This is a genomic window from Marinobacterium rhizophilum DSM 18822, assembly GCF_000378045.1.
GTDB classification, from domain to species: domain Bacteria; phylum Pseudomonadota; class Gammaproteobacteria; order Pseudomonadales; family Balneatricaceae; genus Marinobacterium_A; species Marinobacterium_A rhizophilum.
The window spans coordinates 1-14,386 of sequence record NZ_KB899096.1 but is presented as its reverse complement, the minus strand read 5'-3'; the positions used below and the strand labels follow the sequence as shown (position 1 = coordinate 14,386).

Sequence of the window (14,386 nt, the reverse complement as noted above, 5' to 3'; positions counted from 1 at the left end):
AGCTATCTGTGTCTCATATGCGCCGATTTTCGCCCACATACAATAGCTGCTGATGCCGCTTACCACCAGTCCATTTAATCCGCCGCCAGAACGCTGCCCGCTCACCTGCCTGGAAGCGCCCTGCGGGCCCGGACGCTTCCTGCGCAATAGCGCTAAAATTAACTCAGCTGACTAACCAGGCGATAGGTCGTGAAACCCAATATCCATGCTGCGAAGTCGATTAAAACAGCAGGACGCTGCAATGCGTGCATGTGTGATCCCGGGCCGAAACAACGCCGGGCACTGCCGGGATTGTTGCTGGCGCTGCTGGCCGTTGCGATGCTCAGTGGCTGCTCGCTGGCCCCGGTTGGTGCTCCAACCGGACCCGGCCCGCAAGCTGGGCCCCTGGCACAGTGCCTGACGCTGTTCGAAGCTGCAGACAACGACATCGATCAGGCCGGTGTGCGTCATCAGGGGCTGGCCCGCATCGCCGGCTTCCCTTATCTGCGAGTGAACCGCTTTCTGGCGTCCTTTGCCCCGGAGGTGGACACCACCGGTCAGATCACAACCTGGACAAGACACCTGGCTGCGCTTGATGCAAGGGCCCGCCAGCCTGAACTCGCCAACCTGGCGACCCATCTCGCCAAGACAGGGTCTGCGCTTGAGCCTGGCTTAGCGACCCGGCTGGATGAGTGTCGTACCCGGTTGGTAACCGCGCTGCTGAAGCAACCCCGGCAGCTGCGGCAGTTGCGTCATAACGCCTCGGTTCCCGATGATTACCAGAGCGCCTGGCGTGTTGCCGGACTTTATCCGCTAACGGCTCCCGTCGTGCTCTCCCGTATCAGGGCCTGGCACGAGGAAGCCATAAACACTTTCAATCAGCCCCTGAGCCAGCTGACCGTTGTCGGACAACTCACGCGATGGCGCACGGTGCAGGACACACCGTCGCTTAACTCTGTAATTGAAGTACCTGTGGATGCCCTGGGCATTCCCAGGCTCACGACTGCCGGCGTGGCACAGCTGTTTGCCCGGCATGCACCGGTCTGGGAAGTGGATGTACGGGACGATAACGATGTTATCGGCACACCGGTCTGGAAGCAGGGTCCTGCTTTTGATACCACCACGGCAACCCAGTATCAGCAGTTGTCGTACAGCCGTTTTGGCGGCAAGGTCTTGTTGCAACTGAATTATGTCATCTGGTTCAAGGCGCGCCCCGGCAACGATATCTATGCCGGGCGTTTCGATGGTTTGACCTGGCGCGTCACCCTGGGCCCTGACCTGCAGCCCCTGCTCTACGACAGCATTCACAACTGTGGCTGCTACCATACCTTTTTTCCCACTGCATCGTTACAACTGCGCGCCGACCTGCTGCAGTCTGACGCAGAGCCGCCACTGGTTCCCCAATATGCGCCGCCATGGCCTCTGGTGGTGCGCCTTGAACACCGCCGGCATTTCATCCAGCGGGTCTATTCATTGCAGGACACCGGTCACGGCCTTCCGCTCGTCGTACAGGACTATGACAGCCTGCTTGCACTGCCCGCCGAGCAGGGCCACCATAGCTTTTTCGGCCGCCATGGCCTGGTGGCCGGCAGCGAACGGACAGAGCGCTTTATTCTCTGGCCGATGGGGATCCGTTCCCCCGGCGCCATGCGCCAATGGGGCCGTCATGCGGTGGCCTTTGTCGGGCGCCGGCATTTCGATGACCCCGACCTGATAACCGCACTGTTTGAGCGAGTCCCCGGCCCATGACCGCGTTACCCCTGCACCGTTGTTCCATCCCTCCGCGACCACTGATACGGGTCGCTGGCATTCTGCTTGCTCTGGTCGCGGGCGTGGCCTGCGCTGAGCGTCTGGACGTGGGGCTTTTTTCCCGCGGATCGCTCGACGCCTGGGAAACCGAATCCTTTGTGGGCCATACTCGCTACCGGCTGGAAGCAGATCCCGCTCATGGCAGCGTGCTCAGGGCCAACAGCCAGGCCAGTGCATCCGGGCTGTTTCGCAGGATAAGCCCAGACCTTGCCCGCACACCCTGGTTGCACTGGTCCTGGAAAGTCGACAGTCTGCTGGGGAACGCAGATGAGCGCAGCAAGGATGGCGATGATTATGCTGCTCGAATCTACGTGGTATTTTCCGGCGGTCTGCTGTTCTGGAACACCCGTGCCATTAACTACGTGTGGTCAGGCAACCAGGCGGTGGGGACCGAATGGCCCAACGCCTACACCGCCAATGCCCGCATGATTGCGGTTCAATCCGGTGCCGAGCATCTGGGCCAGTGGCAAAAGGAAGTACGTGACGTGCGCGCTGATTACAGGCGACTGTTCGCTGAAGAACCCGGCCGGGTCAGCGCTGTCGCACTGATGACCGATACCGATAACACTGGTCGCTCGGTCCAGGCCTGGTACGGGGATATCTGGTTTTCTTCGCAGCCGTAACTGCGCCAGGCAAACAGGGCTCAGCGCACGTTCTTGCGTGGAAGACTCAAGTGCAAGCGGGTCACAAACATCAGGTCGCAGAGATCAGGGCACCCGTTGTCCGCGGGCCATTTCAAGCAACGCGAACCAGTCACTGCGGCGCATGTCGAACTGACAACCGGCCAGCGCATCAGCGATGCGCGCTTCATTGAAACTGCCCAGTACCGGCACTGGCGTTCCCGGAATACGGCGCAGCCAGGCCATTGCCAGCCCGACAGGCCCACAACCGGTCTGATCTTGCATTTCCTGCAGCATAACGCCAAGGCCCTCTTCTTCCAGCCGCCCACCCGCCAGCGGTGACCAGGCGAGCATTTGCAGGCCGTCGCGTTGCATGGCCTCGCTGGTACCATCAAACAGCGGTGTAGTCACGCGCAACGAGAGCTCGATCTGGTTGCAGCTCAAACGACTGCCCAGCGCCTGTTGCAACAGGCGCCATTGCTCGGGAGTAAAATTGGATACGCCAATCTGCGCGACCTTGCCGCTTTGTATCAGTCGCTCCAGCATACGGGCGACAGGTTCTGCGTCCAGCAGCGGATCCGGGCGATGCAGCAGGAACATGTCGAGCCGCTCGACCCCCAAACGCTCAAGGCTTCCATTAACCGAGACCTCCAGATAATCGGGGGAGCTGTCGTAATAGGTCACATTCCAGGGCGAACTGTCGCGGGCGACCTTGACGATATCGGCCTTGCTTATCAGGTGCAGCTGCGACTTCAACTCGGGGCGTTGTGCCAGAGCCGCACCAAAAAGGGATTCACACCGGCCGTCGCCGTAGATGTCGGCATGATCAAACCAGTTCAGCCCCTGCTGAATACGCCGCTCGATCCAGTCCGCCAGCTGCGCCGGCGCGTGCAAATGCTTCTGTTCGGCCAGGCGCATCATGCCCAGCACCAGGGGCGCTGCAACAGCGCTGTTCTGCTCTGCCATGTCCTACTCCATGATCGATAAGGTCGTGCCCATGCTGTGGTGCTGTCCGGGCTGCAGCTGAACATTGTTCAGGAAGGTATTCGCCGCCTCGACACAGACGAAACCAGGCTGTTGCGCCAGCCCGATATCCACTATGTCCTTCGCCGCAGCCCCCGGGTTCCAAACCACCGTCGAGCCGCTGCCGGACTTGGCGATGCCAAGACATCGATTCAAACCAGTATCATTCAGCAGCGTGACGGAATCATGAAAGTATATGCGGTCAGTTGATTCTGTCATGGCCAGAATCCCGTGCTGGTGATATTCAGCGTTCTGGCGCAGCTTGTCCCGATAACTGCAGCCCTGCAAGCCCTCGAGCGTAACCTCGGACACATCGGACACCGCGAGATAGCTGTGCAGCGCCTCGGTCAGTTCGAGCGGGGTGCCCGTACCATTATGCGTGTGCAGCAACACCTGCAGCGCCGAGGCATCGGCGTTAACCTCTACCGAGACCTCGACCCCCTCAAGCAAGGTGTCACAGGGCCGAACATCAAGGCTGAGGGATGTGTCTGTGTTCCGCGCAATGCTGATGTCCCAGAGCGCAGTTCTCGCCACACCATGGAACGGCTGTGAAGCGTCGCTCGGATGAGCGGCGAACCAGGGCCAGCACACCGGGATACCACCGCGCAGCGGTGCCGGCGCAGGCTTGAGGCAGTCACTGAGCCATAATACCGGCGCGGCACCTGCCGGGCGATAGTGCAGCACCTGGGCGCCCTGGCGGGCAATGGCCAGCTCCCCCCAGCGCTGCTTTACCAGCAGTAGCGGGAAGCCCTGCATACTGACCTCCTGCACACCAACCGGCATCTCCTCCAACAGGGTGCAGAGTTCCTTGTTCATGCTATTCCTTATCCGTTAACCATTGGGTTCTCAAGCCCCGCCGCAGCGCCCAGCAATCCCGGGTACTCCGCGGTGCAGAGCCAGACCGGCACTTTCCCCATGTAGTCGACAAAGCGCCCCTTGGCTTCGAAACCTTCTCGAAAGGCACTGCAGCGCAGGAAATCAGCCATGCGAGGCAATATGCCGCCGCAAAGATAAACGCCCCCCCGACCGCCCACCGTGAGCACGGCATCGCCGGCCTGTTCACCCAGAATCCGGCAAAAACGCGCCAGCACCTCCTGCGCCAGCGTATCCCCGCCCAGGCCTGCGGCCAAGACCTCGGCCGGCTGTGACAGGGGCATGGGGAGCGAGCGGTACTGGGCGATGGCCCGGTACAGATTGACCAGCCCCTGCCCACAGAGAATACGCTCCACCGAAACGCGTCCGAACTGATCCTTGAGGCTACGCCAGACAGCTACCTCAAGTTCATCCGTGGGGGCGAAACTGACATGCCCCCCCTCTGTGGCCAACGGGACCCACTCGCTGCCGGCCGGAATCAGCGCCGAAACACCCAGCCCCGTGCCGGGCCCAATCACCAGCCGCGCACTACCCGCGAGGCTTTCACCATCGCCGATGGCTATCAGCTCATGGGGCTGAACATGCAACATGCCCAGCGCCATCGCGGTGAAATCATTCAGCAGCCGGAACTGATCAAGCCCCAGCGTCTGCTGCATGGCGGTGCGATTGAACGCCCAGTGATTATTGGTCATGCGAATCTGCTCGCCCTGCACCGGGCAGGCAAACGCCAGACAGGCGCGCGTCACGCTGCCCACACCGGTCTCGGCCAGATAGGCATTAAAGGCGCCATCCAGGTTCTCGAAATCGGCACAAGGCAGCGTGCGTATATGCTCCAGCTCGACGCGGCCTGGCTTCACCAGCGCAAAACGCGCATTGGTGCCGCCGATATCGCCAACCAGTGCATATTCACTCATGCAGGCGTCTCCCCTTGAAAGAAGATGCTGGCGCCCTCTTCCGCACCGCTGACCTGCTGGCGCAGCGGAGCGAAGAGCTCACGCCCCATACCCAGCTGATGACCGGCCATTTCACTGGCGACGGCGGCATCACGGGCAGCGAATTCATCGGCATCCATAATGAGTTCCAGGCTGCCACTGCGGGCATCCAGGCGCACCATATCACCACTGCGCACCCGTGCCAACGGGCCGCCATTAGCCGCTTCCGGCCAAACGTGGATCGCCGCCGGGACCTTGCCGGACGCACCGGACATGCGGCCATCGGTCACCAGCGCCACCTTGAAGCCACGGTCCTGCAGGGTGCCCAGGTACGGTGTCAGCTTGTGCAGTTCCGGCATACCGATCGCTTTGGGGCCCTGGTAGCGCACCACGGCGACAAAGTCCTTCTCCAGCTCGCCACGCTTGAAGGCTTCGGCCACCTGGTCCTGATCATCAAACACCAGCGCCGGTGCTTCCACAACCTGGTGCTCGGCCGAAACCGCAGAAATTTTTATCACACCGCGGCCCAGGTTGCCCTTGAGCAGCTTGAGGCCGCCATCGGCGCTGAACGGCTCCGCCGCACCACGCAGAACCGCGGGATCCAACGATTCAGTCGCCCCCTGACGCCACACCAGTTTGCCGTCTTGCAGGAAAGGCTCCTGGGTATAGTGCGCCAGGCCCTCGCCCATGACGGTCACGACGTCCTCATGCATCAGGCCTGCGCCCAACAGTTCGCGTACCAGGAAGGAGGTACCACCGGCGGCCTGGAAATGGTTGATATCCGCTTCACCATTGGGGTAGATACGCGCCAGCAACGGCACCACATCGGACAGATCGGAGAAATCGTCCCAGTTGATAATGATGCCGGCTGCGCGGGCAATGGCAATCATGTGCATGGTGTGGTTGGTTGATCCGCCCGTTGCCAGCAACGCAACCAGGCCATTGACCATGGCTTTCTCATCCAGCACTTCGTACAGCGGTGTAAAACGACCGTTCTGGGCAGTAATGCGCACGGCCTGGCGGGCGGATTCGCGGGTCAGCGCATCGCGCAGTTCGGTACCGGGGTTAACAAAGGAGGATCCCGGCAGGTGCAGGCCCATCAGCTCGACAACCAGCTGGTTGGTGTTGGCCGTGCCATAAAAGGTGCAGGTGCCCGCGCTGTGGTAGGAGCTGGATTCGCAATCAAGCAGCGCATCACGACCCACTTTGCCTTCGGCATACAGCTGACGGATACGGGCTTTTTCCTTGTTGGGCAGACCACTCATCATCGGGCCAGCCGGCACCAGTACCGTCGGCAGGTGACCAAAGCTCAGCGCGCCCATCAGCAGCCCCGGCACGATCTTGTCACAGATCCCCAGGTACAGCGCCGCATCGAACATGTTGTGGGACAGTGCCACTGCGGTCGACATCGCTATCACGTCACGGCTGAACAGGCTGAGTTCCATGCCGGGCTGGCCCTGGGTTACGCCATCACACATCGCCGGAACACCGCCAGCCACCTGCGCCACCGAACCCAGCTCACGCACCGCGGCGCGAATCTTGTTGGGGTAGTCCTCGTAGGGCTGATGCGCCGACAGCATGTCGTTGTAGGCCGTCACGATGCCGATGTTGACGGCGTTTGTCAGCTTGAGCGCCTGCTTGTCACTCTCCCCACAGGCGGCAAAGCCATGGGCCTGGTTGCCGCAGGAAAGCTTGCCGCGATGCACGCCTTGTTCCTCGGCGGCCTTCATGCGACTGACATAGGCATCACGGCTGTTTTTGCTGCGGGCGATGATCCGTGCGGTGACTTGCTCGACGGTGGGATGCATGGCAACTCCTGAAGTATGTGTTCTTTTGCTTAGAATATTACGTATATAAGACAAACTGAGACATCGTATCGACAGCGCGCAGCCATATAAAGGTACTTATCTCGTTTATTTTGGTAAGTTTACCAATTTTTTATTTTAATGTTTGATTTATTTCCCACGAAAGCGTAAATTTTACAACATTAAAACAGCATAACAATGCATTTAGAGGGTTGTGACATGACAATACGGGTTGCTATTAATGGTTTTGGTCGCATTGGCCGCAATGTCCTGCGAGCTCTTTACGAAAATAATTACCGTGACCGCATCCAGGTAGTCGCCATCAACGACCTCGGTGATGCCGCCATTAATGCTCACCTGTTCCAGTACGACAGTGTTCACGGTCGCTTCAACGGCAGCGTCAGCCACGACAGCGAGTCCATGACCGTCAACAACGATCGCATCAGCATCTGCTCTTTGCGCAACCCGGCCGAACTGCCCTGGGCTGAGCTCAACATTGATGTGGTCTATGAATGCACCGGCCTGTTCACCAGCCGCGAAAAAGCAGCTGCTCACCTGAGCGCCGGCGCACGCAAAGTCATTATTTCTGCTCCCGGTACCGGCGTCGATGCCACCGTGGTTTACGGTGTTAACGATAGCACCTTGCGCCAGAGTGACGAGATTATTTCCAATGCGTCCTGCACCACCAACTGCCTGGCCCCAGTGGCCCAGGTACTGCAGCGCGAGATCGGCATCGAAAGCGGCCTGATGACCACCATCCACGCCTACACCAACGATCAGAACCTGTCAGACGTCTACCACACTGACCTGTACCGCGCCCGTTCCGCGACCCAGTCCATGATTCCGACCAAAACCGGCGCCGCTGCTGCGGTAGGCCTGGTACTGCCGGAACTGGCGGGCAAATTCGATGGCATGGCGGTACGTGTACCGACCATCAACGTCTCCCTGGTCGACCTGGCCTTCATCGCCGAACGTGAAACAACCGTGGACGAAGTCAACGCCCTGCTACAGGCCGCGGCTGAGAAATCCCCGGTCATGGGCTTCAATACCCTGCCGCTGGTATCAGTCGACTTCAACCACTGCGCCCTGTCGTCAACGTTCGACGCCACTCAAACCAAAGTCTCCGGCCGACTGGTAAAAGTCATGGCCTGGTACGACAACGAGTGGGGCTTCTCCAACCGCATGCTTGATAACACCCTCGCCCTGGTTAATGCACCGGCCTAAGGAGCAGCATAAATAATGTTACGCCGAACCAAGATCGTCGCTACGCTTGGACCTGCTACCAGCAGCCCTGAAATGCTCGAAAAGCTGATTGCAGCCGGCACCGATGTGGTGCGCCTGAACTTCTCCCACGGGGAAGCTGCAGACCACCAGGCGCGTGCCAACCTGGTGCGCGAGATCAGCCGTAAACAGGGTCGTTTTGTCGCCATTTTGGGTGACCTGCAGGGCCCCAAAATTCGCATCTCGCGCTTCAAGAATCACAAGGTTTTCCTGACCAAGGGCCAGGCCTTTGCGCTGGACTCCACCCTGGAAAAGGATGCTGGCGACGAGACTCAGGTCGGTATCGACTTTGAAGCCCTGATACGCGATGCCCGCATCGGTGACGTGCTGCTGCTGGATGATGGCCGCGTTGAGCTTAAGGTTACCGGCGTATCCGATACCAGGATCGATTCCGTGGTGCTGGTGGGTGGCCCGCTGTCCAACAACAAGGGCATCAACCGTCTGGGCGGCGGCCTGTCCGCCAAGGCTCTGACCGACAAGGACCGCGAAGACATCAAGACGGCCGCCGCCATTGGCGTCGACTATGTTGCCGTGTCCTTCCCGCGTGACGCCTCGGATATGGATGAAGCTCGCACACTGCTGCGTGCCGCCGGTTCCACCGCCGGCCTGATCGCCAAGATCGAACGCGCCGAAACCGTCGCCGATGATGCGATCCTAGATGGCATCATTCGCGCATCCGAAGCCGTGATGGTTGCCCGTGGCGATCTCGCGGTCGAGATAGGCGATGCGGAACTGGTTGCCGTGCAGAAGCACATCATTGCCCGCGCCCGTACGCTTAACAAGGTAGTGATCACCGCGACCCAGATGATGGAGTCGATGATCAGCAGCCCGATGCCGACGCGCGCCGAAGTGTCCGATGTGGCCAATGCCGTGATGGATTACACCGATGCGGTCATGCTGTCGGCCGAAACCGCCGCCGGCGACTATCCGGTGGAAACGGTGGAAGCCATGTCGCGGGTTTGCATGGGCGCTGAACGCCATCCCATCACCCACCGCTCCAAGCACCGCATTCACGAAAACTTTGAAGCCATTGACGAGACCATCGCACTGTCGGCCATTTATGCCGCCAACCATCTGCGTGGCGTCAAGGCCATCATCTGCATGACTGAGTCCGGCAAGACGCCGCTGCTGATGTCGCGCATTCGCTCGCCGCTGCCGATCTTTGCCCTGTCCCGTCGCGAAGATACGCAGCACCGGGTGTCCCTGTACCGCGGTGTGCAGACCATTCCCTTCTACAGCGAAGAGATGGAGCCGAGCGAGATCAATCAGCGCGCCATTAACGAGCTGATTAAACGCGATGTAGTCGTTGAGGGAGATCTGGTTGTAATCACCAAGGGTGATTACATGAATGCCCAGGGCGGTACCAACACCATGAAAGTGGTCAAGGTGGGTCAGGATATCGCTTAAGTTACACGGATTACACAGGTGCCCGGTTGGCCAGGGCACCTGCACCTTCACTCCCCGGAGTGAACCCCGTTATCGTCTGTTGGCTCGCAGGCTCATATTGGTTGCAGATAGGGTAAATCGATAACGGTCTTGGCAGGCATCGGACGGATTCCCCCGATTGCCTGCTTTTTTATGCCTGCTATTTAACTTTACCTTCAAGCAATAATCATTTGATTGTATTCTTTTTTACCTCCTGCTTTCCAAAGACCAAGATGGTTCTGCACAGCCGCCAGCCCTGGCTGACCGTCGCGGGCAGTGACGCTTTCGAGCCAGCCTGCCTATACATCCGGATTTACCCTGAGCCATTCAACGGCTGCCAGATCCGCCTTTTTGCCGTTCTCCAGGCTTTCAAAACCGATAGGAACTGCCAGCAAGTCGACCGAGGTTTTGTAGCTAGAGAAGATACTGCGCGCCGACAGGATTACTGTAAACTGGGTTAGAACCAATACCAGAGATTAGCAAGGCTAATGGCAAATCCGAGTTTCCTTCCCGCCACACCCAGCCTGCAGGCCTTTGAGGCGGCTGCAAGACTGCATAATTTCACCGCGGCTGCACGCGAACTCAACAGCACCCAGTCGGCGATCAGTCAGCATATCAGCCGAATGGAAGAAGAACTGGGTGTACAGCTGTTCCACCGCCTGCACCGCGGCGTGCGGCTGACAACCAAAGGCGGGTTGTTGTTCGAGGCGGTGTCGGAAAGCCTGCAATGCCTGCAGCGGGGTATCGCCACCGTGCAGCAAAAAAGCGTAAAGGAAATAATCAATGTTGCCACGGACTTTGCGCTGGCCGCGTATTGGCTGGTACCGCGCCTCGCCAGTTTCAGGGCGCTCTACCCTGATACCGAGGTCCGGGTTATCACCGCGCAACAGCAGATCACGCCTGATCAGGCAGATATCGATATCGCCATCAATTTCGGTGACGGCAGCGAAGCACCAGGGCGCTCTTTACCGCTGTTCGATGAAAGTGTCGTGCCGGTATGCAGCCCGATGCTGCAACAAAGCGGTGCCGATAATCACGCAAAACTGACCCAGCTGCCCTTGCTGCAGCTGGAAGCGGATCACAATGCGCGCTGGTTTGACTGGACTCGCCTGTTTGCCATGCTCGATATTCATGAAACACCCCGCGAACCAGACCTGGTGTTTAACAACTACACCCTGTTGCTACAGGCCGCCATCGCCGGCCAGGGCGTCGCTATTGGCTGGCGCCCGCTGGTGGATTCCATGCTTGAGAGCGGCTTGCTGGTCTCTCTTCTCGATGAGCCGGTCAACTCGCGCTATGGCTATCACCTTATCCTGCCGCGGGCGCGCAAGCTTTCGCCAATCGTGCAGCATTTTGCAGACTGGCTGATGTCGCAAAGCGAATCCGTACAGGACTGAGCCTCCTTTGCGGACTCAAATCAGCCAGCCAATTCGGCGTTTCACGCCAGGTGTCAGGCTCAACATTGCAGGCTCAGATAATGCCACGCACCTGGCCGGCGCACCTCAGTCGCATACCACTCAAACAGTCCGAGTCCGAATGTCAGTCTTCACCCGTGAAATGACCACGGCGCACGCCCGTGAGCAAACTGAGAAAATCGTCACCCTTCACCCGTAACAGGGTTTGATGGTCGCCACTCTCAAAATAGTGGAAAGCCAGACTCACCAGGGCCTCATCCAGCAGCGTTTCGAGCCCGTAAAGGGGGCCAATTGGCGGAACGGCACCGAGATCACAATCCGGAAAAAATCCGGCGACTTCATCTTCATCGGCCAGAACCAGCTCCCGGCCCAGTTCCCGCTGCACCGCAGACAGACTGACCCAGGTATTCCCCGGCACGACCACCATCACCGCACCCTGACTGTCCTTCAGGATCACCGCCTTGGCTATGTGCCCTTCATCAATATGGGCAGCTTCGGCACTTTCATGGCTGGATCCCGTCTGGTAATGCTTGAAGACATCGAAGCTGATCCCGTGCTCGTCTAGATAGCGTTTCACATTCGCGGCGATTGTCATGACCTGAATCTCCGTTTAAATACCGCAGAGGCCTCACTTTATGAGCCAAAGTGATGATGACGGGAGTCCAGCGGTAAAAACGTCCCGCCTGCCTGTGTAGTTTAAGACAACTCAGAAGGGCCGGCAGACCCTATTGGTGAAAGACACGGGCTGTCCGTCACAATGAGCAGCCACACGGCAAAACCTGCGGCCAGAACCCAAGCTGCCGGCTTGCTATACTGCCATTTTCGTTTGGCCGCACTGTACTGGGAGCTGTTCAATGATCACAGATGCCGCTGCGCACAGCAGCAGCGACGCACTGCCGCCCCGGCCTGTTCCTGCGGCCAGTGCTGTACTGATGCGCAACGGCTGCGTACTGCTGGTGCAGCGTGCCCAGGCACCCAACAGGGGATACTGGAGCTTTCCCGGTGGCAAGATCAGGGCTGGCGAAACCGTGCGGCAAGCGGTACTGCGTGAGCTTGGCGAAGAAACCGGGGTAAGCGCCAGCGCCGGAAGCATTCTGACTGTGCTTGACGTCATGGCGCACCGCGGCGATCGTCTGGATTATCACTATCTGCTGGTGGTGATTTACTGTGAGTGGCTGTCGGGCGTGCCGCGCGCGGCAGACGATGCGGCCGATGCGCGCTGGATCCCCATCGAGCGGCTGCGCCGTGGTGACTACCTGCTGACTGACACGGTATTGCCAGTGCTTGACCTGGCCCAACAGCACGCGAATTCAAATCCCCACCCTGATGCGTCCTGCCACACGCCACCTTAACGTCCAACCGGGCTAGATCGGGACATTAAGATACAGATCCACACAGCCTCCCCTGCATTGGCTGTATCAATAATAGTGACCTAAGATCTTGATACGACGCACGTTAACACCCAGACAAGGCGCAGGATGCCCCTCAAGGAGAACCCCATGTCCGCCGTAGATTCGCTCAACACCCGTGTAGCCCCCTGGCTGCTTAGCCTTATGCGCATGGTGTCCGCCTTCCTGTTTATGCAACATGGTGGCCAGAAACTGTTGGGCTTTCCGGCACCCCCCAACAATCCGGTCGAGCTCATGTCCCTGATCGGCCTGGCGGGCGCACTGGAACTCTTTGGGGGTGCTCTGCTGCTGGTGGGCCTGTTCAGCCGCCCTATCGCCTTTGTACTCTCGGGCATGATGGCCGTGGCCTACTTTATGGTCCACGCCCCCCAGGGCTTCTGGCCAATGCTCAATGGCGGCGAACTGGCAGCCATGTACAGCTTCGCCTTCCTTTATCTTGCTTTTGCAGGTCCCGGCCCTCTCAGCCTTGATCGACTCTTTGGTGGCCGCTGAGATCCAAAACGACTCCGCCTGACAACAGGCGGAATCTGTGACTCCCGCAGGCTTGCGAATAGCCCCAAAGGGCTTCTGACTACTGATCGAGGGCTTTCTTGACCCGTTCCGCCAATTCATTCCCCCCCTGGCGCTGTATATAACCCAAGAGTACCGTCACAAACGGGCCGAGCATGCTTGAATCCAGGCCAAGCTTGGAAAAGCCCGCCGCAAGCCCGGCAAGATCACCGAACTTTCCACCGCCAAATCCCGACACCAGCCCTCCCAGGGCACCCAGCAAGCCACCTCCAGCCGTACCGGGCACCGCTTCCAGCAACCCTTCCGCATTCGGAATCACCGCCGATACTTCGGCAAAATCGCTGGTCGAAAGCTTTTCCCGCAAAAGTTTGAGCAACAGGCCGCTACCGCCTTCTGCCTGTGTTTCACTCACACCCACCACACTGACCAACTGCTGCACCAACATGTTCATGGCTTCATCCCCTTCCCTGTTGCGTTGGCAGTCCGACTGCCGTGCAAAATCCGGTCTGCTGCGTTCTGCGCCGGGTAACGACTCAGCCCTCTACCTCTTCAATCGGCATGGTGGTCGCGTGGCGCTTGAGAAGCGCCATGGCGTCACTGCGCAAGTCCGCTGACTCAAACAGGGCGCTGGTCGCGACGACCTGCCCATTACTGGCCTTCAGGTTGAAAAAGAACTTACCGTTTTTGGACTCCGCCAGCGCATAACGACCGTCTATCTGGCTGTTTTTGCGTACCGATTCGACACCGTTCAGACAGCTCTTTTTGACCGCATAGTTTTCACTGCGAACCAGAGACATGCCGGACGTATCGAGGAAGGAAAAAGTATAGGGCTCTGCAGCCTGGCTTTTCTTGACGACTATTTTCACTGTTTGACACTCCTGTTATCGACGGGACGGCCTGCTCTATACCGGTATTTCCGCCCCCGTTTCCCTGCTTAGCTGACGCGGATGCATCTCCTGGGCATCACTGCATTACGCAGGTGCAGCAAAAGTATAGCCGCAGCGCGGCACAGTGTTAGTCAACGAAGAAAAAACATGTTGGCAGGTCATTGAAACCCTGCCGGTATCGCCGCCCCTGCGCTCAAAAACACGTTCATGCGCAAGCCCGGTCAAAAGCCGTATTGGCAGCGGGTAAAATCGCCGTTTTTATTAACCCGGCGGGTTAATACATGAAGCAGGGATGCTTCATCATTGGCCGCAGGCCAATGCGAACGCCGCGGAAACCAGCATGTCCGCGCACCTGCGCCCGTTTCCGTGGCGTGATGTGCAAATAGGTAGGGAACCTATTTGCACACCAGGTTAATAA

General features: G+C 59.0%; 13 protein-coding genes and 1 pseudogene. 7 read left to right on the top strand and 7 right to left on the bottom strand.

Annotated features, from left to right (window positions below; translation table 11 throughout):
* The first annotated feature begins 189 nt into the window (after positions 1–189).
* Positions 190–1,728, top strand: coding sequence for a hypothetical protein (locus tag F451_RS0110165; protein WP_156826438.1), 1,539 nt, complete (start codon positions 190–192; stop codon positions 1,726–1,728).
* Positions 1,725–2,411, top strand: coding sequence for a DUF3047 domain-containing protein (locus F451_RS0110160; protein ID WP_020681264.1), 687 nt, complete (start codon positions 1,725–1,727; stop codon positions 2,409–2,411). The genes F451_RS0110165 and F451_RS0110160 overlap by 4 nt, the downstream gene beginning before the upstream one ends.
* A gap of 84 nt (positions 2,412–2,495) precedes the next feature.
* On the opposite strand, the gene F451_RS0110155 is transcribed toward F451_RS0110160, so the two are convergent.
* The 4 genes from F451_RS0110155 to edd are packed head-to-tail and all read right to left on the bottom strand — an operon-like array spanning position 2,496 to position 7,044.
* Positions 2,496–3,374 carry an aldo/keto reductase gene (locus F451_RS0110155; RefSeq protein WP_020681263.1) on the bottom strand — a complete coding sequence of 293 codons (879 nt, stop codon included), beginning with the start codon at positions 3,372–3,374 and terminating at the stop codon, positions 2,496–2,498.
* A gap of 3 nt (positions 3,375–3,377) precedes the next feature.
* Positions 3,378–4,247, bottom strand: a complete 870-nt coding sequence (locus tag F451_RS0110150; protein ID WP_020681262.1) for a D-hexose-6-phosphate mutarotase — start codon at positions 4,245–4,247, stop codon at positions 3,378–3,380.
* Between the two features lie 8 nt (positions 4,248–4,255).
* Positions 4,256–5,218, bottom strand: a complete 963-nt coding sequence (gene glk, locus F451_RS0110145; RefSeq protein WP_020681261.1) for a glucokinase — start codon at positions 5,216–5,218, stop codon at positions 4,256–4,258.
* Positions 5,215–7,044 carry a phosphogluconate dehydratase gene (gene edd / locus F451_RS0110140; RefSeq protein ID WP_020681260.1) on the bottom strand — a complete coding sequence of 610 codons (1,830 nt, stop codon included), beginning with the start codon at positions 7,042–7,044 and terminating at the stop codon, positions 5,215–5,217. Before edd ends, glk begins: the two co-directional genes overlap by 4 nt.
* 216 nt (positions 7,045–7,260) lie before the next feature.
* On the opposite strand from edd, the gene gap reads away from it, so the two are divergent.
* The 3 genes from gap to F451_RS0110120 all read left to right on the top strand — a co-directional run bounded on the left by gap (position 7,261) and on the right by F451_RS0110120 (position 11,144).
* Positions 7,261–8,265 carry a type I glyceraldehyde-3-phosphate dehydrogenase gene (gap, locus tag F451_RS0110135; protein WP_020681259.1) on the top strand — a complete coding sequence of 335 codons (1,005 nt, stop codon included), beginning with the start codon at positions 7,261–7,263 and terminating at the stop codon, positions 8,263–8,265.
* A gap of 15 nt (positions 8,266–8,280) precedes the next feature.
* Positions 8,281–9,729: a pyruvate kinase gene (pyk, locus tag F451_RS0110130; RefSeq protein ID WP_026291665.1), complete on the top strand. Its 1,449-nt coding sequence runs from the start codon at positions 8,281–8,283 to the stop codon at positions 9,727–9,729.
* A gap of 506 nt (positions 9,730–10,235) precedes the next feature.
* Entirely contained in the window at positions 10,236–11,144 is a 909-nt protein-coding gene (locus F451_RS0110120) for a choline sulfate utilization transcriptional regulator (protein ID WP_020681256.1), read from the top strand.
* 142 nt (positions 11,145–11,286) lie between these two features.
* On the opposite strand, the gene F451_RS25295 is transcribed toward F451_RS0110120, so the two are convergent.
* Positions 11,287–11,757 (bottom strand): aminoacyl-tRNA deacylase, encoded by a 471-nt coding sequence (locus F451_RS25295; RefSeq protein ID WP_020681255.1) that lies wholly within the window; start codon positions 11,755–11,757, stop codon positions 11,287–11,289.
* A 259-nt stretch (positions 11,758–12,016) separates the two neighbouring features.
* On the opposite strand from F451_RS25295, the gene F451_RS25290 reads away from it, so the two are divergent.
* Both F451_RS25290 and F451_RS0110105 read left to right on the top strand, forming a co-directional pair.
* Complete coding sequence (locus F451_RS25290) at positions 12,017–12,514, top strand: NUDIX hydrolase (protein WP_020681254.1); 498 nt, start codon at positions 12,017–12,019, stop codon at positions 12,512–12,514.
* Positions 12,515–12,661: 147 nt separating this feature from the next.
* Positions 12,662–13,063 (top strand): DoxX family protein, encoded by a 402-nt coding sequence (locus tag F451_RS0110105; protein WP_020681253.1) that lies wholly within the window; start codon positions 12,662–12,664, stop codon positions 13,061–13,063.
* A gap of 79 nt (positions 13,064–13,142) precedes the next feature.
* Here F451_RS0110105 and F451_RS0110100 read toward each other — a convergent pair.
* Positions 13,143–13,547: pseudogene (locus F451_RS0110100) on the bottom strand (DUF2780 domain-containing protein); the annotation flags it as partial.
* Between the two features lie 67 nt (positions 13,548–13,614).
* Positions 13,615–13,947: a YegP family protein gene (locus F451_RS25285; RefSeq protein ID WP_020681251.1), complete on the bottom strand. Its 333-nt coding sequence runs from the start codon at positions 13,945–13,947 to the stop codon at positions 13,615–13,617.
* Positions 13,948–14,386 lie beyond the last annotated feature (439 nt).